The 23,716-nt window shown below is 60.5% G+C and carries 19 protein-coding genes; all 19 read right to left on the bottom strand.

Features of this window, described 5'->3' with window-relative positions; translation table 11 throughout:
* Positions 1-2: 2 nt before the first annotated feature.
* The 19 genes from ADN01_RS10310 to iolB all read right to left on the bottom strand — a co-directional run bounded on the left by ADN01_RS10310 (position 3) and on the right by iolB (position 23,421).
* Positions 3-623, bottom strand: coding sequence for a DUF47 domain-containing protein (locus ADN01_RS10310; protein ID WP_062419769.1), 621 nt, complete (start codon positions 621-623; stop codon positions 3-5).
* 20 nt (positions 624-643) lie between these two features.
* Positions 644-2,308 (bottom strand): HAD-IA family hydrolase, encoded by a 1,665-nt coding sequence (locus ADN01_RS10305; RefSeq protein WP_062419770.1) that lies wholly within the window; start codon positions 2,306-2,308, stop codon positions 644-646.
* A gap of 12 nt (positions 2,309-2,320) precedes the next feature.
* Positions 2,321-3,739: an HAD family hydrolase gene (locus ADN01_RS18790; RefSeq protein ID WP_062419771.1), complete on the bottom strand. Its 1,419-nt coding sequence runs from the start codon at positions 3,737-3,739 to the stop codon at positions 2,321-2,323.
* A gap of 183 nt (positions 3,740-3,922) precedes the next feature.
* On the bottom strand, positions 3,923-5,176 hold the full coding sequence (locus ADN01_RS10290; protein WP_062419772.1) for an ABC transporter substrate-binding protein: 1,254 nt from the start codon (positions 5,174-5,176) through the stop codon (positions 3,923-3,925).
* Between the two features lie 117 nt (positions 5,177-5,293).
* Positions 5,294-6,376 carry an ABC transporter ATP-binding protein gene (locus tag ADN01_RS10280; protein ID WP_062419773.1) on the bottom strand — a complete coding sequence of 361 codons (1,083 nt, stop codon included), beginning with the start codon at positions 6,374-6,376 and terminating at the stop codon, positions 5,294-5,296.
* Between the two features lie 18 nt (positions 6,377-6,394).
* Positions 6,395-8,230 carry an ABC transporter permease gene (locus ADN01_RS10275; protein WP_062419774.1) on the bottom strand — a complete coding sequence of 612 codons (1,836 nt, stop codon included), beginning with the start codon at positions 8,228-8,230 and terminating at the stop codon, positions 6,395-6,397.
* A 36-nt stretch (positions 8,231-8,266) separates the two neighbouring features.
* Positions 8,267-9,136 carry a MurR/RpiR family transcriptional regulator gene (locus tag ADN01_RS10270; RefSeq protein WP_062419775.1) on the bottom strand — a complete coding sequence of 290 codons (870 nt, stop codon included), beginning with the start codon at positions 9,134-9,136 and terminating at the stop codon, positions 8,267-8,269.
* A 91-nt stretch (positions 9,137-9,227) separates the two neighbouring features.
* The gene (locus tag ADN01_RS10265; RefSeq protein WP_062419776.1) at positions 9,228-10,424 is read right to left on the bottom strand and encodes a uridine kinase family protein; all 1,197 of its coding nucleotides are present in this window, start codon (positions 10,422-10,424) and stop codon (positions 9,228-9,230) included.
* 11 nt (positions 10,425-10,435) lie between these two features.
* Positions 10,436-11,641 (bottom strand): 2,3-bisphosphoglycerate-independent phosphoglycerate mutase, encoded by a 1,206-nt coding sequence (locus tag ADN01_RS10260; protein WP_062419777.1) that lies wholly within the window; start codon positions 11,639-11,641, stop codon positions 10,436-10,438.
* A gap of 30 nt (positions 11,642-11,671) precedes the next feature.
* The gene (locus tag ADN01_RS10255) at positions 11,672-13,264 is read right to left on the bottom strand and encodes an alkaline phosphatase family protein (protein ID WP_062419778.1); all 1,593 of its coding nucleotides are present in this window, start codon (positions 13,262-13,264) and stop codon (positions 11,672-11,674) included.
* A gap of 13 nt (positions 13,265-13,277) precedes the next feature.
* Positions 13,278-14,063: an HAD family hydrolase gene (locus ADN01_RS10250; protein WP_062419779.1), complete on the bottom strand. Its 786-nt coding sequence runs from the start codon at positions 14,061-14,063 to the stop codon at positions 13,278-13,280.
* Positions 14,064-14,073: 10 nt separating this feature from the next.
* On the bottom strand, positions 14,074-14,808 hold the full coding sequence (locus tag ADN01_RS10245; protein WP_062419780.1) for an HAD family hydrolase: 735 nt from the start codon (positions 14,806-14,808) through the stop codon (positions 14,074-14,076).
* Between the two features lie 227 nt (positions 14,809-15,035).
* Positions 15,036-16,043 carry an inositol 2-dehydrogenase gene (iolG, locus tag ADN01_RS10240; protein WP_062419804.1) on the bottom strand — a complete coding sequence of 336 codons (1,008 nt, stop codon included), beginning with the start codon at positions 16,041-16,043 and terminating at the stop codon, positions 15,036-15,038.
* A gap of 45 nt (positions 16,044-16,088) precedes the next feature.
* Positions 16,089-16,988 (bottom strand): TIM barrel protein, encoded by a 900-nt coding sequence (locus ADN01_RS10235; protein WP_062419781.1) that lies wholly within the window; start codon positions 16,986-16,988, stop codon positions 16,089-16,091.
* 44 nt (positions 16,989-17,032) lie between these two features.
* Positions 17,033-18,502 carry a CoA-acylating methylmalonate-semialdehyde dehydrogenase gene (locus ADN01_RS10230; RefSeq protein WP_062419782.1) on the bottom strand — a complete coding sequence of 490 codons (1,470 nt, stop codon included), beginning with the start codon at positions 18,500-18,502 and terminating at the stop codon, positions 17,033-17,035.
* Positions 18,503-18,509: 7 nt separating this feature from the next.
* Positions 18,510-19,526: an inositol 2-dehydrogenase gene (iolG, locus tag ADN01_RS10225; protein ID WP_062419783.1), complete on the bottom strand. Its 1,017-nt coding sequence runs from the start codon at positions 19,524-19,526 to the stop codon at positions 18,510-18,512.
* Positions 19,527-19,561: 35 nt separating this feature from the next.
* Positions 19,562-21,424: a 3D-(3,5/4)-trihydroxycyclohexane-1,2-dione acylhydrolase (decyclizing) gene (gene iolD / locus ADN01_RS10220; RefSeq protein ID WP_062419784.1), complete on the bottom strand. Its 1,863-nt coding sequence runs from the start codon at positions 21,422-21,424 to the stop codon at positions 19,562-19,564.
* A gap of 20 nt (positions 21,425-21,444) precedes the next feature.
* A complete protein-coding gene (locus ADN01_RS10215) occupies positions 21,445-22,530 on the bottom strand; it encodes a transaldolase family protein (RefSeq protein WP_062419785.1) in 1,086 nt (361 codons plus the stop codon).
* Positions 22,531-22,542: 12 nt separating this feature from the next.
* Positions 22,543-23,421, bottom strand: a complete 879-nt coding sequence (gene iolB / locus ADN01_RS10210) for a 5-deoxy-glucuronate isomerase (RefSeq protein ID WP_062419786.1) — start codon at positions 23,419-23,421, stop codon at positions 22,543-22,545.
* Between the last annotated feature and the right edge of the window lie 295 nt (positions 23,422-23,716).

Below are 23,716 nucleotides of genomic sequence, written 5' to 3'. Positions count from 1 at the left end.
CCCTATGTGATTTTGACCACGATGTCGGCGATGGCGTTGGCGGCCTCATCCCCTCGGTCGGCGGCGTTGCTCATGTGGCGGTACACCTCGCGCAGCTTGAGCATCTTGATCACCTGCTTAATATCCTCGCCGCCGCTAAAGAGATCCGCCAGCGCCTCGCGGTACACACCCTCCACGCGGTTTTCCAGGGCTTTAGCGCGCTGGGCGTGTTCGTTGGCCACCCCGGGGTGCTCCTCCAGCCGATCCACCGCCAAAAGCAGCTCCGCGCCAGCGTCCCGCAGCAAAGAGGCGATGCGCTGCATGTACACCGTCGGCTTCACCTTCAGCACTTCCATTTCGGTGATGGTGCTGTAAGCATAATCAATCACGTCATCAATGGTGCGCGACAGGGTGAAGATATCTTCACGGTCGAAGGGGGTCACAAAGGTTTTGTTCAGCTCATAGATCAAAATCCGCCGAGCTTCGTCCGCTTCTTTTTCCTTCACGGCCAAAGTTTTGGAGGCTTCGGGGTTTTGATCCTGCATATAAGCCTTCAAGGCTTCCAGACCTTCCAGCGTCAAAGCCGCCTGATCATGGATCAGTCGGATAAAGATGTTTTGCCGCTTCTTAAATAATCCGCGCATACGCTTCTCTCCTTCTGGATTCAAGAAATTTTCCGGATACAGCCCTGCTCTGCCAGCAGCCTCAAGCTGGCCTTCACCTGTTCTGGGCTGTTCGTGGTTTGCAGTTCACAGGTGCGAAAAGCCCCCTGGGGCAGGTAGGCCGCGGCGGTTTGAAAATCAACGGTTCCCAGGCCAGGGGCAAAATGGTCAGTGGTTTCGCGGACATCGTGCAGGTGGGTTTCGATCAATCGGGGCGAAAACCGCTGCAGCCATTCCGTGTACGGATAAAATCCCAACGTGTCTAAGGTATAGGCGTGGCCGATATCGTACAAGAAGCCGATCTGCTCCGGCCCCGCCAGGGTGAGCAGGCTCTCCACCTCGTCTGGACTGGGGAATTCCAAATAATGGTAGCGGTTTTCCAGGCCCAGGCGAATGCCGTATGGATGCGCATATTCTAACAGCTCCTGCAAACTTTTTCGAACCGCTTCCAACCCGGCGGCGGCGTGCTGTTTGCGGATGGCGATCATCTCCGCCTGCACCGCGCGGTACCGGTCGCTGCCGCCCTGCCCGGCGTGGATCATATTGCGCAGCTTGCGCTCCAACTGGTGTACGTCCGGCACAGCCTCGCCTGCGTGAATGACGATCACTTCGGCCCCCACGCGGCTGGCCAGCTCGATGCTGCGCCGCATGGCCTGCACACCTTCCTTACGGCAGGCTTCATCCGTAGCCGAAATCAGCCAGCCGCGCTTCTTCAGCTCCCCTTCGCTGATGTCCGCCGGGCAAGGCTCGTGGATGCTGCGGATGGGGAAGCGGTGCAGGGGGATGCCCTCCAGCATAGCCGAAGTCACTTTGTGGTTCAGTTCAATATAAGCAAAACCGGTGCGGCGCGCAAATTCAAAGAAATCGGTCAAGGCCGGGAATTGGTGAACGGCGTACATGGTGGAAAGGGCCGCGTCGTACACCGCCTCGGGCTGGGGGGCCGGCCGCGGGGGGAACAACTCCAAAACCTTCCCCAGCGCCGGAACGGTCTGGTCGGGGCGCAAATCCTCACCCACCTTGCCCACCTGGGCATGGGGGTCAATGATGACCGCCTGGGCAAAGCCCGCCGCCCGCGCCGCGGCCACATCCCGATCCACGCGGTCGCCGATGTAAGCGCAGTTTTCGGGGGCCACGCCCATGCGCTGGGCGGCTTCCAGCAAAATGGACGGGCAGGGTTTGCGCGTCCCGCTCACCGCCGAAAGCAGCACAGTTTCAAAGCAGCCGCTGATCTCCAGTTGGCGCAGTAGTTCAGGCACCTCCACACTGCTGGTGGTGTTGCTCACCACCCCCAGGCGGTAGCCGCGCCGGAACAATTCCACAATCACATCGCGGCTTTCGGCAAAGGGCACCCGCCGCCCCAGCCACGAGCGGTAGAGTTGGTTGATCTCGATGGCCCGCTCGCGGATCAGCTCAGGCGGATAATCGGGGAGCATCCAGCGCTGCCACAGCTCGGCCTCATTCAGTTCCAGGCAGGTTTCTTCCGACCAGCGTTTATAGGCGCTGGCGCGCTCGGCCAATTTCTGTGAAAAGGCCTCCGCCGCTTCTTCCGCGCCGATCAGCGCCATGATCTGGGCCAGAATTTCTTCTTTTTCTGTGCCGGTGCGCCTTTCGGTGTAGCGCAGCGTCCCGCCGATATCAAACAAGATGGCTTCAATGGGAGTTTTCATCGTCATTCACCATTAAACTTTCGCGACCGCATCCACCAGTTCGCAGAACTGCGCAATGTAGCAGTCCGCCTGCGCATCCGGGTCATAGTTGAAGGCGATGGTGGTCATTCCCACCGCCCGCGCGCCTTCCAGCTCATAATTGCGGTGGCCGACAAAGACGGCCTGGCTGGGCGAAAGTCCCAATTGGCGCAAGGCTGCCTGGTAAATGCTGGGGTCCGGCTTGCGCACCCCGATATCCATCGAAGAGATGATGGAATCCCACACATGCCCAAAGCCGCCGCGCTCAAACCAGTTCAGTTTGGCCGAAAGCGAATTGGCCGTGTCCGTCACAATCCCCAAAAGGTACCCCTGGGCTTTGAGCTTGAGCAGGGTTTCGGCCACGCCCTCAAAAAAGACCACATTGGCGTCGTCGTCAATCAGGGCCTGCTTGCCGCGCTCAATCAGCTCCGGCTGGGTGATGTTGTACAGGCGCACAATGGCCTCGCGGTATTCGCTGTGCGAAATTTGCCCGCGGTACGCCTGAAACTCCGCCGCCTTTTTCTTTTCGCTGTGCTGGGGGTCCAGGGTCATCCCCAACTCTGCCAAAAAGGCCTTGAACTTCGCGCCCCGTTCCGCGCGGAAATACAACAGGTCGCCCGCATCAAACACCAACCCGCGGATTCTGGGGTGGGGTGCGGGCTTCTCCGCGCTCTGTCGGTCGGCGCGCAAAATCTCCAACAGCCCGGTCATATCCTCAATGACCGCGTCCGGCTGAGCGCCGGTGTCATCTTCGCCGTGTTCAAAATGGTGGCGAATCTGCACCGCTTTGCCAAAACCAGCGCGGCGCGCGCCGTCAATATCCCGTGTCACCCGATCACCAATATACAAACAGGCGCTGGCGGGGACGTTGGCCAGCCGGGCGGCGTAATGAAAAATCGCCGGGTCTGGTTTGCGCCGCCCATATGCGCTGGAGAGGACGATGGTAGAAAAATATTCAAAAATGCCGTATTCTTTCAAATTGTCAGGGACCAATCCCAGGCTGCCCACATTGCTGATCACCCCCATCTGAATGCCCATCTCATGGATGGCTTGCAAAACCGCGGGGACTTCGGGACGCAGGGCGCGCTGGTAAAAGCGGCTTTCCAGCAGCACCATCAAAGGCTCCGAGATGGCGCTCAACGCTTCTCGGTCAATGTCACGATCCGCAAAAATATAGTCGCACCAAATGCGAGCGCTGGGCAGCTCTTCCATGCTCGCAATACTCCACTGCTTATACCGGTTCAAGCCTGCGGTGATCACCTCCAAAAGCTGCTCATCCGTATCTTCCAGATGAATGCCGTGCGTCTCCATCAGCGCACGCAGAACCGGAACAGCCTTCAGGCGCAATTCCCGTGTGAAGCAAAAGGTCTCGATGGTTCCACCCATATCAAAAAACACCGCCTGAATCTTCATAAACGCTCACCTTTCGGAATGGATTGGCCCCGGTCGGGATCCAGCCAGTAAAAAAATCTCCGTCAACCGCTACAAACGATAAAAAATCCTTTGGCAGCATACAGTCGGATTCCCTCCGAGCAGGAAACATACATGCCGGCGCCCGGAGGGAATCCAGGTAACTCTATACAGTTGGGCGGGGGCTTACTTGCCCAGGTTCAACAGGTAGAAATCGCGCGCCTGCACCATGTTTTGATAAGCAAATTCCTCAGTCAGGAGCCAGGTCACCTCGCGGATCTCATCCAGGGTCTTCATCCCTTCTGGAACCTCATAATCGCTCAGCGCGAAGTAGGTGCCGAACTTGGCCCAAGGCTTTTTGCCGTCTTCCATCACGAAGCGGATGAAGAGTTTGGCGGCGTTGGGGTGCGGGGCCTGGTTGATGATCGCCAGATAGCTCTGGTTCTGCACGCCCGCCACGGGCTTGGCGTCCCAGCAGGGTTCGAAGACCAGGTTGCCTTCCTGCACGTCGGGGTAGTTGGAATAGGAGGTGAAGGCCAGGTAGTTTTCGCTCATGCCGGGGGTAGCAAAGGCCGAATCGACCTCGTCGCCGCCGGGCTGGGGAATGGGGTTGTTCTGGGCGAAGCGCTTCAGCCACAGCCAACCAGCATCCGGGGTGTCAGAATCCAACTTGGGATCTTCCCCGTACAGTTCTTTGTAAGCCGCAGCCATCTCATCGGCATGGTACACGTAGGTGATCAGCTTGCTGAGGGTCGAAGCATCGTTCAGCGGGTCTTCAATCACCACTTTGCCTTTCCATTCCGGCTGGGTCAGTTCCCACAGGTTGCTCACCGGGCAGGTATCGTTCAGTTCCGAGTTGTAGGCCAGGAGCGTGGTGCCAAAGCGGGAAACCAGGAAGGGCTGAGTCAATTCTTCCGGAACCTTCAGGCCCGTGGGGACGAAGCGCCAGGCGTACTGCTTGGGCAGGATCGTGCCGAAGATGTCGGCGCCGCCGCTGCTGAACCACACATCCCCCACAAAAAGGCCCGATTCCTGCTCACCGATGGTCTTGGAGAGCACATCATCGCCGCCCAAATCATAGCCTTCGAGCTTGATGTCGGGATACTTTTCGGCCCACATTTCGGCGGCCTTGGCGATCTTGGAGGAGTTGGCATACACAATCACCGAACCCTCTTTCTTGGCGGCCTCTTCAATGGCGGCCCAGTCCTGCTCGCCCGTGTCATAGGGGCCAAGCTGGTTGGCTTTGAGCCAGGCTTCTTTGGGGGTCAGGGTGGGTTCAGCGGGGGCGGCCGGTTCAGCCGGCGCAGCCGGAGCAGCGGGCTCAGCCGGGGCAGCCGGTTCGGCGGGGGCAGCCGGCGCAGCAGGGGCCGCCGGGGCGGCGCAGCTGGCCAAAACACTGAGCAACAGCACAAAGGTCAAAATTTTCACGAACGCTTTCATCTTTTTCTCCTTCAGACTTTTCGACATGAAACAACGATTTTGAGATCCCTGCTTCCACGTTCAGACGGGTCCACGGCCTCCTTTCGGTGCCCGCGGCAAAGGATTATTCATGACTGGCTAGCCAGTCACCAGGTTGCCGCTTTCCTTGTCGTATAAGTTCAGGCTGGTCGGATCAAACTTCAACCAGATTTTTTGATCCATCTTGATCTTGCTGATGCCCATCACTTTGACGGTCACTTCCACATCCCCGCGCTGGGCCACAATGGTCGAATCGGCGCCCGCCGGCAGCACCGAATAGGCTGTAAACTCCACTGCGTTGAGTTCCGGCTCGGTCAGCACGGCAATATCCTCCGGCCGCACCGCCACCACCATCTTCCCGCGGGCGTTAAAGGTCTCCACATCCAGAGCAAAATCGCCGACCTTCACCTGGTTTTGCCCGCTGACGGTCCCGTCCAGCAAGTTGACCTTGGGGTTGCCGATAAAGTCGGCCACAAACAGATTGGCGGGGAAGTGGTACACCCGGTCGGGTGTATCCAGCTGCTGCACCACGCCCAGCTTCATCACCGCGATGTTGGTAGACATGGTCAGGGCTTCCACCTGATCGTGGGTCACATAGATGGTGGTTGCGCCGGAAATATGGTGCAGACGCTTCAGCTCGGTGCGCATGTCCATGCGCAGGCGGGCATCCAGGTTGGAGAGGGGTTCGTCCATCAGGAACACTTTCGGGCGGTAGGCCAACATGCGCGCCAGGGCGATGCGCTGCTGTTGACCGCCGCTCATTTCGCGCGGGTAGCGGTTTTCGTAGCCGTCCATCTGAACTTCCTTGAGGGCTTCGTGCACGCGCTCATCCATCTGCGCCTTGGTCAATTTTTGCATCTCCAGCGCGAAGGTGATGTTCTTATAGACCGTCATGTGCGGCCACAGGGCGTAGTTCTGGAACACCAGGCCCAGATCGCGCGCGCCCGGCTGCAGAGAAATGCCCTTGATGCTGGAATACACCAGCTTATCGCCGATATAAATTTCGCCTTCGTTGGGGTCTTCCAACCCGGCAATACAGCGCAGCAGGGTGGTCTTGCCGCAGCCCGACGGCCCCAACAGGGTGAGAAACGTGCCCGCTTCAATGGTTAAGCTGACATTGTTGACCGCGACGACATCGCCAAAACGTTTGGTAAGGTTTTTAATCGTGATGGTGGTTGACATGGAGTTCCCTTTCTTCAATTACATCCCAAGGCCTTTTTTCAGGCTGCCGCCGCGGAAGCGGCTGATGATAAAGTTACCGATCAAAACAAGCACGATCAGGATGATGATGACAGCGTTGGCCTGCTGCTCATTCCCGTTTTCAATGTAGCGCATGGTCATGCTGGCCAAAACCGCCGTGGTGGGCGTCACCAATAAGATGATCAGCGACAGTTCGCGCATGGTGGTGATGAAGGTCAGCAGAAAGCCGGAGACAAAGCCGGTGCTGGTCAGCGGGAAGATGATGCGCGCAAAGCGCTGCCAGGCGTTGGCCCCCGCCAAAGCCGCGGCCTCTTCCAGCTCTCGGCCCACTTGCAGCATGGCCGAAACACCGCTGCGCGACGAATACGGAATATGCTTGGCCACCGACACCACCACCAGCAGAGCAAAGGTGCCGTACAGCGGCGGGATCGGGCCGACCGGCTTGGTGAACATGGAGATGTACACCGCGCCAAAGGCAATCCCAGGGATGACATACGGGATGAAGGCCAACTGCTCCACAAACTTGGCCAGGCGCGTGCCGCGGCCTTTGACGATGGCATAGCCCAGAATGACCCCCAGCAGCGCGGTGAAGAAGGCCGTGTAGAGCGCCAGCTTGATCGAGTTCCACGCCCCGCGGTAAATGGCCGGGTTCAGCAGCACCCCGGGTTCGCCGTTGTTGATCTTCTCGTTGCTTTGCCCAATCCAATGCGCCAGGGTCAGGTTGCTGATGCTGTAATCGCCGGAGCGCGCCATCAAGGTGGAAAGGATCAGCAGCAGCAGCGGCAGAACCGCCACAATCACCTGGAAAATGATCACCAGGGAGGTCAGGGGCATGCGCCAATTGCGCAGCTTGGTCTTTTGGGCCATGAAGCCGCGCCCGCCGATGGTTTCGTAGCTCTTGCGCGTGCCCACAATTTTCTGGTTGAGGAAGATGGTCGTCATGGAGAACAAGATCAGGACGATGGCCAGCACAAAGCCGTCGCCAAACGCGCCCACCTGGGTGTTCGAGCGCAGCATGGTGGACATGGTGTAGTAACGCACAGGCACGCCCAAAATATTCGGGCCGCCGAAAGTGCCCATCGTCTTCGAAAAGGTCATGATGAAACCGGAAAGCAGGGCCGGAATGACCAATGGGAAGGTGATCTTGCGCAGAATGCGCCAGCGGCTGGCCCCGGCCAGTTCCCCCGCCTCTTCCAGGCTGGAGTCAATAGACATCAGCGCCGCAGAGACAAACAGGAAGAAGAAGGTGTAGTAATGCAGCGCGCTGCTGACGATGATCGGCACCGGCCCGTAAGAGATCCAATCAGGCGGCGGCGTGCCCGTCAGATACATGAGAAAACCGGGCATGCCGCCCGTCGTCCCGTTGTTAAACAACACCTTCCAGGCCATGGCGATGGTCCAGGAAGGCATGATGTAGGGAACCGTGGCCAAAACATTAATCGTATGGCGGCCGGGCATATCCGTGCGCACCACCATCCAGGCCAGCGCCCCGCCGATGACAAAGGCGAAGAAGGTCGCGCCCAGTGAAACGGTCAGCGAGTGCAGCAGCGGCTCAAACGTCATGATCGTGCTGACCTTGCTGGAGAGCATGCGAATCCAGTGGAAGAGGGTGAAATCGCCCGGCACAGCCCCCGGCGCGTAGCGAACATCACTTTCCGAGAAGGTGAACGTTGTCATCAACATGCGGTACAGCGGGATGATGACCATGTAGAACATCACAAACAGCATGATCAAAGACAGAATGACCTGGGGCGTTGTGACCCAGCGCCAAAACCGTCTTAACCAGGCTTCAGCCCGCTCGAACAAACCTTGCTCTTCTCCTGCTTGCTTTGCCATCAAAGGACTCCTCCTCAAATATCGGTATTGCTCTGCTCAGGAAGCACCGCGAAGCTTGGCGCGCATCTGATCTAATTGATCCAAATGCGCCATAACGTTTTCTTGATCAGCCGAACTCAGTGCCAACAGCAAGGCATTGATGATCGTCATGGGCACCGTTAAGGAGTGGAAAGCAGAAACTGGCCCCCGGCGCGCCGCCAAAACCACATTGGCTTTTTCGCTCACCAGCGGCCCCAGCGTGTCTGTCACCAGGATCACGGGTGTTTGACGCTGGTTGGCGTGGTTTAAGACCAGCTGCATGGTGGGGGTCAGGTTAAAAAAGCCGATGGCAATCAACAGGTCATCCTTACCCATCAACAGCATCGGCTCCAGGATTTCCTGTCCAGAGGTGTCCAACCGGACGGCCTGCTTGCCCACGCGGGTGAGGCGAATATGCAGCAGGTCCACCAGAGAAACGGACGGCCCCAGGCCAAAGATGAACACGCGCTTATGGGTGCGCAGCAGCTCAACCGCCGCGTTTAAACATTCGCGGTCCAGGGTCTGCATCGCCTCCGTCAGATAGTCAATCTCCGAGGCCACCAGCCGCTCAAAGATGTCGCCCGCCTCGCGCAGGTCGTGGATGCGGCCGCGCAGGCGCGCCGAATGCGTCATGCGGCTGCGGAAATTTTCCTGCAAGGCCTCGCGCAGCGCCGGATAACTTTCAAAACCGAGCGTGCGGGCAAAACGAACCATGGTGGCCTCGCTCAGATTCAGACGCTGGGCAATCTCCGCCGCCGACAGAAAAGGGGCCTCATCCATGTTTCGCCGGAAAAAGTCCACAATTTTCTGCTCGCTCTTGGTAAAATCGGCATCGTGCTCAGCAAACAGCTGATCAAAATCCATTTTGGGGCGAAGCTTCGTATTCATAGGAACTCCGGGTGGCTTTCATTTGTGAAAAAATTGAAAGGGGAATTTCAATTTTTATCATACAGCAAACCCACCCATATTTCAAGGTGACTTATGACACATTCGCCGCTTGTAAGGTTTTGGCAAGGTCAGGCGTCACCCACAGGGCCGCGCCGGTGGTGTCCACGCACACATCGCACACCTCCAACTGGGGCCGATAGGCAATTTCCGCCATGATGAACTGGTCCTTAAAATAGCGGTTGCGGAAGTAGTTGGGATCGTATTTCTTGCGGTAATCTATGTCGCGCTTCCACTTGCGCTTCATGCGGATGGGGTCGTCCGTCAAATACACCACCTTGATGCCGATCAGGTGCACCACCTCTTCGATCAGGAAGGGGAAATTGCCCTCGATGAAGATGATATCCGCCGGTTCAATCTCAATCGGCACCCCATCCGGCTTCAACCGACCTTCCAAATCGTGGCTGGAGGTGGCGTACACGAAATCGTAGCGGGGGATGGCGATCTTTTTCCCCTGGCAAATGTCCTCCAGCGCCTGGGTCAGCAGGTGAAAATGCAGGGCCTGCTTGCCCTGGGTGAAAATGCCTTTGGCCTCGCGGTAATCGCGGTCGGTTAAGAAATTATCCAGCTCAATCGAGGCCACCTTCTTGCCCATGCGCTCAAATTCGGCGCTCAGACGTTCCACAATTTCCGTCTTGCCCGCCGCGGTGGGGCCGGCGATAGCCAGCAGCACGGGCACGCCCTTCACCGCGATGATTTTCTTCACGGTGTCAATAAAGAGCGCATCCACCTCGGCATTGGCGGCCATAAAATCCTTGTAGCCTACCCCCTGAAAACGGTCAAACTGGCGTTGGCGCGGCTCAAACTGGCCGTAGGGCGCACCGCCAAAATGGGCGCGCACGCGCTCGGTGAAATACTCGGTGCGGTGCAGAAAATAAAAACCGCGCAGGTCAAAATAGAAATGCTGGTTCACCCAGGCCGGGTCATAGGCCCCCGTCACCAGCCCCACCAGCAGCTCGCGCGTCAGCGCCAGAATGGGCTCGTCCAGCAGGATGTGGTGGTTAACGCTGGGCTTAATCTGGATGCTGTCGTAAAACTTGCGGTCGTTCACGCGCTGTTCAATCACCTGCTTGCTTTCCAGCGCGACGCTTTCCCAACCGCCTTCGGGGATGACGTTATCCAGCGCGTAGCGGAACTCATACAGGGCCAGGTCGCCCACCCCAGGGTTCAGTGCCCGCAGCTTTTCATACAACACCACCGCAAATTCATCAGGATTCAAGGGATTGTTCATGAAGGGCAGTCCTATGCACCATACTTTGAAATGCGCCGGGCGTTGGCCAGGGCCAGCGGCAGGATGTGGGTGGCCGGGAAGACGCCCAGGCTGCCGCGGGCGCAAGCGCGCTCGCCAAAGGTCTCGATCAGATCGGGGAGCACGTAGGGGGAATACAACAGGGTGGGCACAGGGTGCCAGCTGTGCGAACGCAGCACCGCAGGGGAGGAATGATCCCCGCCCACAATGACCACATCTGGCTGCAGGGCCATCAGGCGCGGGATCTGCCGGTCCACCTCTTCAATCACCGCCGCCTTACCCATGAAATCGCCGCTCTCCCCGCAGGTATCTGTTTTCTTGACGTGCAGGTAGAAGAAATCGTACTCCTGCCAGTACTTCTCCAAAGTCGTAAACTCGGCCTCAATCGTCTCGCCGCACAGCGGCACCACGTCCATCCCGGCCAGCTTGGATACCCCGCGGTACATACCGTTGACGGCAATCGAAGCGGCATGCAGGCCGTAGCGCTCAGAAAACGAGGGCAGCACCGGCAGCTTGTTGAACCCGCGCAGGGTGATCATGTTGGCGGGGGAGTCCTTCGCCAGCAGCAGGCGAGCCTGCTCGATAAACGCATTCACATAGGCCGCCGCTCGTTCGGATTCGGGGTTCAGCGCGCGCACCGGCAGGGTGGGCACGCCGGTTTTCAGCGGATCCGATTCGCTCAAGGCATCCCCCAGACCCTCAGCGCGGGCCACAAAGGCGAAGCGGTGCTCTTTCACCGGCTCCACGAAGAAGGTCACCCCCGGCACGCGGATGGTGCGCAATTTCTCGGCCAGGCTGCGGCTGATCTCGGTCGGCAGCCGTCCGGCGCGCCGATCCGTCACGCAGCCCTGCGCGTCCACCGTGCAGAAATTGCCGCGCGCCGCCAGATCGTCGGCCCCCAGTTCAAAATCTACCCCCAGGGCTTCCAAGGCGCCGCGCCCGATCTCATAGTGAATGGGGTCGTAGCCAAAGAGGGCCAAATGCCCCGGGCCGCTGCCCACCGTCACCCCTGGGCCGGCGGGTTGGCTCAGCCCCAGTTTGGATTGGGCCGCCAGACGGTCGAGGTTGGGGGTGTGGGCCGTCTCCAGTTCGGTTTTGCCCCCCGGCTCCGCCGGAAGGCCGCCCAGCCCATCCAGGACCAAAAGAACAATTTTGGTCTGCGCGGGTGCTGCCAGTTTTGTGTAAAATTCTGCGTCCATTCAGCCTCCAATGCCGCGCCAGGAGAGAGATTAGCACCCCTCCAGCGCCGCGGCCCGCCCCACACCCAACACCAGCGCATTGTAGGCGCGCTGGATCTTGCCGTAGTTGCCGTCGCGGTCCAGGGCAATACCGCGCCCCACGCCGGTCACCATCTGGCCCAGGCCGATCTCGTCCATTTGGGCTTCCAGCTTGTGCAGCAGTTCAGGCGCCGAGCCGGGCGTGGTGCTGCGGCCGTCAAAAATGACGTGCACATACACCCGTTCCAGGCCGCGCTCTTTGGCCATCTTCAAAATCGCCAGGGGGTAATCCACTGCGCCGTGGGAGCTTTTCTCCGTCAGCAGGGCCAAAAGGTGCAGGCTGGCGCCGCGCTGTTTAACGTTCTCAATCACCCGACAGAAGGTTTCGTTGCGGTAAAAAGAGCCGTCCTGCATGGCCAGATCCAGGCGCACATCATCCTGCAGCACCACCCGCCCCGCGCCGATATTCATATGCCCGGCTTCCGAATTGCCCGGTTTGCCCTCCTGCAGGCCCACCGCCGTGCCTGAGGCGTGCAGTTCGCACGAGGGGCAGGTGAGCAGCAGGTTGTGCCACACAGGCGTGCGCGCCAGATAGATGGGGTTGGAGGTGTGCATTTTGCCAATGCCCCAGCCGTCCAAAATGACCAGCAGCACGCGGCGCTTCCCGCCCCAATCATAGCCAGGGGCCAGCGTGCTGCCCTCCATGCTGGCGGGCTGAGCGCAGCCCAGCGCCGATAAAATCGTGGGGGCAATATCGGCCAACTTGCCGTCGCGCAGCGCAGCTGGTTTCTGGCTGCGCGGGTCCACCATAATCAGCGCCACCGGGTTGGTGGTGTGGGCCACATGCGGGGTCTTATCCGTGTTCCACAGCTCTTCCAGATTGCCGTGGTCGGCGGTCACCAGCACCACGTAGTCGTTGGCCCAGGCCGTCTGCAGCACTGCGCCCAAATGCTGATCCACCTGGGCCGCGCATTCAATTTTTGCCTCGCGGTTGGCGGTATGGCCGATGACATCCCCATTGGCAAAATTGGTCACAATCAGGTCGTACCCCTGCTGGATGCCCTTCTGCACCTGTTCGGCGACTTTGGGCAGGCTCAATGCGGGAACCTGATCAAAGGGCACACCCTTGGGGGAGGGGATGCGGATGTCGTCCTCACCGGCGAAGGGCTGGTTGTTGCCGCCGTTGAGGAAGAAGGTGACGTGCGCAAACTTTTCCGATTCCGCCGTGCGCAGCTGCCGCAGCCCGGCGCGGCTGACCACTTCGCCCAGGGTCTCCTGAATCTTGGAGGGGGCAAAGGCCACCGGTAAATGGGCGAATTTCTCGTGATACAGGGTCAGGATCACAAACTCCAGGCCGGGCAGGGGCTTGCGCTCAAAGTGGGCAAAATCCGCCTCGGTAAAGGCCTCGGTCAGCTCAATTTCGCGCTCGCCGCGGCGGCAGCAGAAGATGACCGCGTCGTTTTCAGCTACGCGGCCCACGGGCCTTCCGGCCGCATCCACCCCCACGATGGGCTCAAAGCTGTAATCGGTCTGTCCCTCGGCGTAAAGCGCCCTGACGGTGTTCGCCAAGGCAGCGGCGCCGCGGCTTGCAGTTTGCGTGTGCATATGGTCCCCTCCCTTACGCCGTCCCCTCATGGGTGAACATGTCGGGAATGCGCGCCTGGTGTTCCCCTGGGAAGATATCGAGCAGCTGCTTGAATTCGTGGATGATGATATCCGGGCGGTTCTCATCCGTCAGGGTTCCGTTGGCCTGGGCTTCTGCCAACTCTTCGGGGGCCATGAGGATCACCACCATGCCAAAGCCCGCAGCGCGGGTTCCAGTCACATCCCGCTTGAGGTTGTCGCCCACGTACACGCAGCGCGCGGGTTCCACCCCCGCCAGACGGGCGGCCTCATAATAAATGGCGGGATCGGGTTTGCGTTTGCCAAACACCGAGGAAAGCACTACCGATTTGAAATAGGGGGCAAACCCGTCTTCCTCCATCCAATCGGGGATTTCCTGCGAGGTGATCACGTTGCTGATGATGCCGAGGACGTAGCCGCGCTGGTGCAAAGTCTGCACTACTTCTTTGCCGTGTTCCACCACCACCCGCCGCCCCATGGACTGGCGGAATTGAAAGGTCAGTTCCACCCCCAGCGGGCCGATCTTTTCCGCGGGGAATTCCGGCGCCAGCCAGCGGGTCCATAACTCAGACTCCGGTGCTTCCACCATATTGTCAAAAGCCCATTTGCGGTAGGCCTTATAGCGGGCGTCCAATTTAGCGCAATAGGCTTCGGGATCTTCGTCGCTGCCCACCAACTCGGTGATCTTGCGCCGGGCTGCGGCCATGTGCGCTTCGTCTTTGATCAAGATGCGCAGGGTGTTGCCCAAATCAATGAAAATGGCTTCGATCGCTGTGTTCATAGGGCGTCTCTCAGCGTGCGCGCGGCGGGAAGATGTCCAGCAGGTCGCTGCACGTTTGGATGGTGTGATCGGGCTTGAATTCCGCCGTGGGGGGCTCTTTTTTCAGCGTGTCCGGCTCCAGCAGGATGATCATCATGCCGTAGCCCGCCGCACGGCAGCCTTCCACATCCCGCACGGGGTTATCGCCCACATAAGCGCATTTGGCCGGTTCCACCCCCACCCGCCGGGCCGCGTCCCAATAGATCTCCGGGTTGGGCTTGCGCAGCCGCACTTTGGATGACAGCACCACGGCGCTAAAATACTCCGTCAGGCCGTCGTGTTCCATCCAATCGGGGATTTCGGTTTCGGTGATGGTGTTAGCGATGATCCCCAGAATATAGCCGCGGCGGTGCAGTTCCTTCACCACCTGCGAAACATCAGGCCGCGGTTCGCGCCGCCCATCGTGGTCGCGCCACAGGCGGGTCAGCCGACCGGAGATGGGCGCAATCTGCTCGGCGGGGTAATCCGGCAGCAGCCATTGGGTCCACAGCTCTTTTTCCGAGGCTTCCAGCAAAGAGGCTTTCGACTGCTTGCGGTAGGCCTTCCAACGTTCTTCCAGGGTCGCAAAAAATTCATCCTCCGAGGTTTTCGGCCCCACCAGCTCAACCAGGTCTTTTTTGGCTTTAGCGATAAATTCAGCGTCTGGGATCACAATGCGGAGCGTGTTGCCCACATCTAAGAAAATCGCTTCGATGTCAGGTTTCATTTTCGGATTCACCTTTCAAGGGGAAGTGGATGGATCAACTTTCAAAATAACATTTTTTGAAATTATACTTTCATTTGTACATCATACAACATTCTCAAAACTTTTGCAAGATGTTTTTCGCAGAGATTCGGGGCAATTCCCCCGCCGTCCCCCCGATTCAACTAACCGCCCGCGCAGCCTGGGAGGCTTTGCGGGCGGTTAAGAAGTGAGTCTGAGAAGAAAGACGGCTAGCCGATTTCGCTCAGCTTGACCGGCCGGTTTTCCAGATAGGATTTCTTCGCAGCCATGCCGATCACCACCGGGATGCGCCCATCCATGCCGCCAACCGGCGGGGTGGTGTCGTTCTGCACGGCGGCCACAAAGGCCTTCATCTCCGCGATGAAGGATTCCATATAGCGCTCCAGGAAGAAATACAGCGGCTTGGCCGCGTGCACACCCTCGGCGTCCACATACACGTCGTTATGGGGGGTGTTGTTGGCGGCGGCCGCCATGCCGCCCGAGCCAAACACCTCTACGCGCTGGTCGTAGCCGTACACGGCCTTGCGGCTGTTGTCAATCGTGCCGATGGCCCCGTTGGCGAATTTCAGGGTGATGATGGCCGTATCCACGTCGCCCGCCTCACCGATGCCCGGATCCACCAAGACCCCGGCCGCAACAAAGACTTCTTCCACCTCGCTGCCCGAGAGGAAGCGAGCCATGTCAAAGTCGTGGATGGTCATGTCCAGGAACATGCCGCCCGACACTTTGACGTACGAAACCGGCGGGGGGGCTGGGTCGCGGCTGGTGATGCGCAGAAGGTGCAGATCGCCCACCTTGCCCTGAGACACCAGTTCGCGCACATGGGCAAAATTGGGGTCAAAGCGGCGGTTAAAGCCGATTTGCAGCTTGACCCCGGCTTTCTTCACCGCCTCCAGGGCGGCGTCAATCTTGGCCAGGTCGTGATCAATCGGCTTTTCGCAGAAAATGTGCTTTCCGGCCTGGGCGGCTTCCACCACGATGTGGGCGTGGGTGTCGGTGGATGAGCAGATGGCCACCGCGTCAATATTGGGGTCCGCCAGAATCTGGTGGTAATCGGCGTACACGGCGGGGATGCGCAGGCGCGCGGCGGTTTCCTGGGCCATCTCCAGGTTCACATCCGCAATGGCGGCCACCTCGGCCCCAGGCACGCGGTTGGCCAGATTTTCGGCGTGGATTTTGCCAATGCGCCCGGCGCCGATGACGCCAAAGCGCAGAATTTTTTCTTGTTTCATAGTGAGCTCCTCAAATGTCAATGGTGATGCTTACAGCCCAATGCTGGCCAGATAGCTGCGGTTGCGCTGGGCGGATTCTTTGGGTTTGCCCATGCCCGGCAGAACGTCCTGCTCCACCACAATCCAGCCGTTGTACCCCAGCCGGTCCAATTCGGCCTTCACCGCCGGAAAGTCCACTTCGCCCTGGCCCAGATCGCAGAAAATGCCGTTGCGCACCGAGGCAAAGTAATCCCAGCCTTCCGCGCGCGATTTCGCGGCGGCTTCGGGATGGCAGTCCTTAAAGTGAACGTGCCAGATGCGGTCGGCGTGCTGGCGCAGCACGGTCAGCGGGTCGCCGCCGCCAAAGCGGTAGTGGCCGGTGTCCAGGCACAGCCCCAACAGGCTGGGGTCGGTCAGGCTGAGGAGCGTCTCAATTTCCGCGGGGGTCTCCACGTATCCAGCGCAGTGGTGATGGAACACCGTGCGCAGGCCGGTTTCCTGCTTCACCGCCGCGGCCACGCGGTTGGCGCCCTCGGCAAAAATCTTCCATTCTTCCTGGCTCAGCCCCATCTCCGGCGTGATGCGCCCGGCGTTCTGCGTGCGCACGGGGATCTTGCCGTTATCGTCCGCCAGCACGATGAAGGGGATGTCGCCCTCCGCCCCCGCCAGCAGGCGGGCGGTGCGCACGGCCAGCTCCACACCGGCGGCGTGGGCGGCCGGGTCCTTCAGCATCACCGGCACAAAGGCCCCCAAAAGGGTCAACCCGCGGCTGTGAATGACTTCGCGCAGTTGGGCCGGATCGGTGGGCATAAAGCCCCAGTCCCCCAGTTCGGTTCCGGCGTAGTGGGTTTCCACCATTTCATCCAGCACCTGCTGATAGCCCGCCGCCTCGCCTTCCAGTTCAAATTCGAGCACGCCCCACGAGCAGGGCGCATTGGCAACTTTGATCATCCTGACTCTCCTTCAATTCATCTATGATTCGTTGTGGGCTGCGGTTAGAACTGCCGCGACCAATCTTTGGGCCAGCGTTCCACCACGACCTTTTTCTGGGTAAAGAATTCCACCGCGTCCATGCCCTGCCCGTGCAGATCGCCAAAGAAGCTGTCTTTCCAACCGCTAAAGGGGAAAAATGCCATCGGCGCAGCCACACCAATATTGATACCGATATTGCCCGCCTGGGCTTCATAGGAAAACCGGCGGGCGGCTGCGCCGCTGGCGGTGAAGATACTGGCCTGGTTGCCGTAAACCCCCGCGTTCACCAGCTCCAGGGCTTCTTCCAACGTGTTCACATGGGTCAGGCTCAGCACCGGCCCAAAAATCTCCGTTTTTGAAAGCTCGCTGCCCGGCTGCACATGATCCAGCACGGTGGGGCGGATGAAGGAACCTTTTTCGTAGCCGGGGATGAGCGCGCCGCGCCCGTCCACCAGCGCCTGCGCCCCATCGCGCACGCCCACACCGATCAGCCCTTCAATGCGCTCGCGGGCAGCCTGGCTGATGACCGGGCCCATCTGCACGCCCTGATCCAGGCCGTAGCCTACCACCTTGCTGCGCGCCGATTCACAGATGCGCTCCAGGAAGGGCTGGCGGGCCTGATCCACCGTCACCACCCACGACACCGCCAAACAGCGCTGACCGGCGCAGCCAAAGGCGGAATCCGACACAATGCGCACGGCCATATCCATATCCGCGTCCGGCAGAATCACCACCGGATTCTTGGCGCCGCCCTGGGCCTGAACGCGTTTGCCGCGCTCCGCCGCGCGCAGGTAAATGTAGCGGGCCACAGGTGAGGAGCCCACAAAGGTGACGGCGCGGATGGCGGGATGATCCAAAATGGCGTCCACGGCGGCCTTGGCCCCGTTGACCATGTTCACCACCCCCGCGGGGAAGCCCACCTGGTCAATCAGCCGGAAGATGACCTGCATGGTCAGCGGCACTTTCTCAGAAGGCTTGATCACATAGGTGTTGCCGCAAGCCAATGCGTAGGGCAGATACCAGAAGGGGATCATGCCGGGGAAGTTGAAGGGGCAGATGGTGGCGCACACCCCCACCGGCTGGCGCAGCATGCGTTCGTCAATGCCGGGGGCGATGTCTTCGGCGATTTCACCTTTCATCATCATGGGGATGCCGCAGGCCGTTTCCACGTTTTCAATGGCGCGCACCATCTCGGCTTTGGCCTCGTCAAAGGTTTTGCCGGCCTCGATGACGATGGCGCGGGCGATTTCGTCCTGATGGCTTTTGAGCAGATCGCGCAGTTTAAAGAGGTATTGAATGCGGTCCTGGGCCGGGGTACGCCGCCAGGCGGGCAAAGCCGCCGCCGCGGCCTGGGCGGCCGCATCCACCACCTCGGGGCCGCACAGGGGCGTGCGGGCCACTTCCTCGCCCGTGGCGGGGTTAATCACCGAGGCGTATTCCGCCTCGGCGGCTTCGATCCATTGACCGTTGATGTAGTTTTTAATCGTTTCCATAGTTCCCTTATTGCACCTCATCCAAGGATACCGGCCGCCCTTCATCCAATGACAGGGTGGCAGCCACGCCGATGGCCGTGGCCTTGCGGGCGTCATACGCATCCACGCTGGGCGGGCGGTCTTCGATCAGGCAGGTGACGAAATCGCGGATTTCGTTGGTATAGGCCTCGCCAAAGCGCTCCATGAAATAGGGTACGGTGTCGTGCGTAACCCCGGCGCGCGTCAGCATCAGGGTGGGCGTCTGCTGGAGGGTGCCGATCAGCAGGCTGCCTTCCGAGCCGAGCACTTCGGTGCGGATGTCGTAGCCGTAGACGGCGTTGCGGCTGAGATCAATGGCGCCCAGCGCCCCGTTGGCGAACTTGAGGTTGATCAGCGCGTTGTCAATATCACCCACTTCGTTCAGCTCCGGGTACACCAGGCAGCCGCCCTCGCTGTAGGTGCGCACCACTTCGCTGCCCATCAGCCAGCGCGCCAGATCGAAATCGTGCACGCCCATGTCCATGATCAGCCCCCCGCTGTTTTCGCGGCGGGCAAATTCCAGGCTGGTGCGCTTGGGGTCGCGGCTGGCGGCGTGGAACATCACCGGCGTGCCGATGAGACCCTCTTCGATCTTCTGCTTGGCCATGCGGTAGCCCGCGTCAAAACGGCGCATGAACCCCAGCTGCAGCTTGACCCCGCTGCGCTCCACGGCCTCAATAGCGGCGTCGCATTCGCTCAGAGTCTGGGCCAGGGGCTTTTCGCTGAAGATGTGCTTGCCCGCGGCGGCCGCGGCCGCGATGACCTCCGCGTGGGTGGCGGTGGGGGTGACCACGACCACAGCGTCAATATCCTCGCGCTTGAGCAGCTCGCGGTAATCCCCATAGTGGTGCGGCACGTGAAAATGCGCCGCCACCTCGGCGCTCGTCTGGGCGTTTGCGTCCGCCACAGCCACCAGGTCCACTTCGGCCACGGTATATGCCAGAGTCTGGGCAAACACGCGCCCCATGCGCCCCGCGCCAATTAGCCCCACACGGATGGTATGCATACATTCTCCTTTTGAGTACAAGCCAGAATCAAAGATTAGAGGAAATAACGTTCGTTCTTTTGGTTTTCTTCGTAGTCCTTGCGGGACTGCTGCACACTTTCCAGGGTGGAGACTTCGGCTACGGCCACATCCCACCACGACTCATAGCCCGGCACGTGCGCGTCGCGGTCGGTCTCTACCACGATGACGGTGGTGGCTGGTGCGCGGCGGGCGTCCTGCAGCGCCTGGCGGAAATCCGCCAGGGTGGCAACCTGCACGGCTGCGGCGCCCATGCCGCGGGCGATGGCGGCGTAATCAATGGGCAGGGGCTGGCCGTCCAGCTGTCCGCTTTGCGGGCTGCGCGTGCGGAAGCGCGTGCCAAAACCGGCACTGCCCAAAGACTGGCTGAGCGCGCCGATGCTGGCAAAGCCGTGGTTATCGGCCACCACGATGATGAGCTTAATGCCTTCCTGCACGGCTGTGGCGATCTCGGAGGGCATCATCAAGAAGGTGCCGTCCCCCAAATAGGCGTACACCTCGCGGCTGGGATCGGCGGTCTTGACCCCCATGGCCGCGGGCACTTCATAGGCCATGCAGGAGTAGCCGTATTCCATGTGGTAACTGCCGGGGGTGTGCGTACGCCACAGCTTGTGAAAGTCGCCGGGGTGGCTGCCCGCCGCCGACACCAACACATCCCGCGGCCCGGCGGATTGCCAGATGGCGCCGATGACCTCGCTTTGGGCGGGAACCGGCTGGTTGTTCAGGCTGAACAGGCGGTCTACCTCGGCCTCCCAGGCGGCCTTCAGCTCAGCGGTGCGCTGGCGGTAAGCCGCCTCCACCTGATACCCAGCCAGGGCCTCGCCCAGCTCCTGCAGGGCGGTGCGGGCGTCCGCCGTCAGCGCCAGGGCGGAATGTTTGTAGGCGTCAAATTCGGCCACGTTGATGTTGATAAAGCGCACTTCCGGGTTCTGGAAGGCGGTTTTGGAGGCGGTGGTGAAATCGGAATAGCGCGTGCCGATGCCGATCACCAGGTCGGCGTCTTTGGCCAGGAGGTTGGCCGCCAGCGTGCCGGTGGCGCCCACCGCGCCCATGTTTTGCGGGTGATCGTAGGGCAGCGAGCCTTTTCCGGCCTGGGTTTCGCCCACCGGAATGCCGGTCTGCTCCACAAAGCGCGCCAGGGCGTCCCCGGCCAGGCTGTAGAGCACCCCGCCCCCGGCAATGATCAGCGGTTTACGGCTGGCGCGCACAGCCGCCGCCGCCTGGGTGAGCAGGTAGGGGTCGGGCAGGCGGCGCGAAATGTACCAGACGCGGCGTTCAAACAGGGCGGTGGGGTAATCATAAGCCTCGGCCTGCACATCCTGCGGCAGCGCCAGGGTCACCGCGCCGGTGTCGGCGGGCGAGGTGAGCACGCGCATGACCTCCGGCAGGGAGGTGATGATCTGCTCCGGGCGGTAGATGCGGTCCCAATAGCGGCTGACCGGCTTGAAGGCGTCGTTGACGCTGATGTCCTGGCTGGACGGCGATTCGATCTGCTGCAGCACGGGGGCCACCTTGCGGCGGGCGAAGATGTCGCCGGGCAGCAGCAGCACCGGCAGGCGGTTAATCGTGGCCAGCGCCGCGCCGGTGATCATGTTGGTGGCGCCCGGGCCGATGGAGGAGGTGCAGGCGTAGGTTTGCAGGCGGTTCTTCATCTTGGTGAACCCGGCGGCAAAATGCACCCCGGATTGTTCGTTGCGCACCAGGATGTAGGGGAAATCGGGGTTTTCCTGCAGGGCCTGGCCAATGCCGGCCACGTTGCCGTGCCCAAAGATGCCCAGACAGCCCGCGAAGAAGGGGTTTTCCTGGTCATCCAGGCGCACGTACTGGCTTTTCAAAAAGCGGATGATCGCCTGCGCGGTGGTAAGTCGAACGGTTGCCATAGGTTTCCTCGTGAGGGGGGTTATTTCACATCCGGGTTGGGCAGCATGAAATCGCGCACCACCGCCATCAAATCGTGCGCCGAGGTGATAAACCCGCGCAGGGTGCGCACGGTGGCGCCGTAGGTGTCGAATTCCTCCACGCTCAGGCCGTCTTCGTCATAGGCGCGGCGGAAATCGGGGATCTTCTCGTACAGCTCCGCCACGATCTTGGCGTCCACCGGCTGGCTCATGCGCTCGCGCACCTCGATGTCGCTGGCGTTGAATTTCACCTGCCATTCGTAGGGGATGGAGAGCACCAGATCGCCGCCGATGAATTCGGAGGCGTGTCCCAGATGGCGGTAGGCCGCCACCAGCAGGCGCGTTCGGTAGCCGCGCTGTTGGTAGATCCCATAGGCTTTCTTGACGCAGGCGATGCCGGCCCAATCCAGAGTTGCCGGGTCAATCTCGATGCCGTCGCGTTTGGCCACCACCTTCATCCAGTCGTCCGTGCGCCCCACCATGATGGTGCACACCGGCGACATGAAATCCACAGCCTTGCCCTCGGCTGTGCGGCGGTTCAGCCCGCGTTCCACCGCCTCGGCCACGGCCAAGGCCTGCGGCACGGTGAAGCTGACCGTGGCGTTGATGGACACGCCCTGATAGGTAGCCTCTTCGATGGCACGCACCCCGGCCTGGGTGACGGGGGCCTTGACCTGCATATTGGGGGCCAGGCTGTCAAAATGGACGGCCTGCTGGGCCACAGCCTCGGCGTTGCGGTAGGCGGCGGGGTTGGTTTGAATGGAAAGCCGGCCTTTCTTGCCGCCGTAACGGTCGTAGGCCGGCCTTAACAGCGCGGCGGCCTTGACGGCGATCTCTTCGAACAGCTTCCAGGTCAGCGCGCTTTCGTCCCAGGTGGGGTGCTCGGCGATCAGCTCGCGGATGCGGTCTTCCCACAGGTGCATTTCTTTCTTGAGCACGCCCAGCACGATGGTGGGGTTGGTGGTGGCGCCCACGGCCCCATTTTCCACCGCGTAGGACAACTCTTCGATCGAACAGGAGTCGTTCCAGTAATCGGTGGGGTATTGAACGGTAATCTGATGCAGTTTGCTCTTAAATCGTTCAGACATGTAAAAACTCCTTCAGGCAGTTTCCATCTCAAGGGTAACCAGCGGCAGGCGCGGGTCTTGTTCTTTCCAGGTGTCTTTGACCCAGGTGAAATCCGGGTCGTCGCTGGCCGCCAGCGATTGGGCTGAGCCGGCCAGCATGTTGAGGTAATAGCAGGGGTAGCCGGGCGCGGTCACCACCGGGTGATAGCCCTCCGGCGAAAGCACCGCATGGCTGTCCTGCGCCAGCATGACCTCGTCCAAACGCCGGTCGGGGGTGTAGATACGCTGGTAGGCAAAGCCCTCCGGGCGGTCAAATTTGTAAAAATAAATTTCCTCCAGATCGGCCTCCAAAAGGCTGCCGTCCGCGGCGGTGCGGTGTTCATCGTGCTTGTGCGGGGGGTAGGAGCTCCAGTTGCCCGAGGGGGTGTACACCTCCACTACCACCAGGCGGCTGCACGGGAACCCGGGCGGCAGCATCTTGTTGATCTGGCGGGTGGCGTTGCCCCCGCCGCGAATTTCCACGGCCGCATCCTGGGGGCGCACCCAGCGGGCGGGGAACTCCTGGGCGGCGCGGCACCAGCCGTAGGCCAGGTCCACATCGGGGCTGAGCGCCTGCACGGTGAAGCGCGTCTGCGGGGGCAGAAAGAGCGTGTGGGGCAGGCCGCCAAAAACGCTCTTGCGGCCGCCCAGCACCGGCCAACTGCCGCGGTTGGATTGCACCGCGCAGGTTCCGCCCAGCAGCACCAGCGCCAGCTCGTTTTCGCCTGTGTCCCATTCCCAGCTTTGGCCGGCCGTCATCTTGCGGGCGGAAAAAGACAGGTGTTCCCAGCCGGCTGAGGCCGGGGTGATGTGGATGTATTCGGGTTGAGAAAAATCGGGGGGGATGATGAGATTTGACCTGGAAGTGCCCATGAGGTCCTCCGGACCGCGGGGAAGCGGTGTGATGGGTGATTTTGCGAAAGAAATGTAACTGCACTTTCAATATTACATCTTTTTGAAAGATAAATCAACTTAATTTTCCAACCAAAAGAAAACCAAAAAGGCGGCCAATGGCCGCCAGAGGTGTAAGAGGGGGTGTGTGTTGAGGGGGAGGGGGTTTAAGACCAGGGACAGGTGTTTACAGAGCAGCGTCTGAAAGGCTGTTTACCTTTGGTATCGCCGGAGGGGAGAGGAGACTATACGGTTGGAGGGGCGGGGGGAAACACCC

Origin of the sequence: Levilinea saccharolytica (genome assembly GCF_001306035.1) — a bacterium.
In the GTDB taxonomy this organism is placed as follows: Bacteria; Chloroflexota; Anaerolineae; order Anaerolineales; family Anaerolineaceae; genus Levilinea; species Levilinea saccharolytica.
Note: the sequence above shows the minus strand (reverse complement) of the source record. Positions and strands in the feature narration are given on the sequence as shown.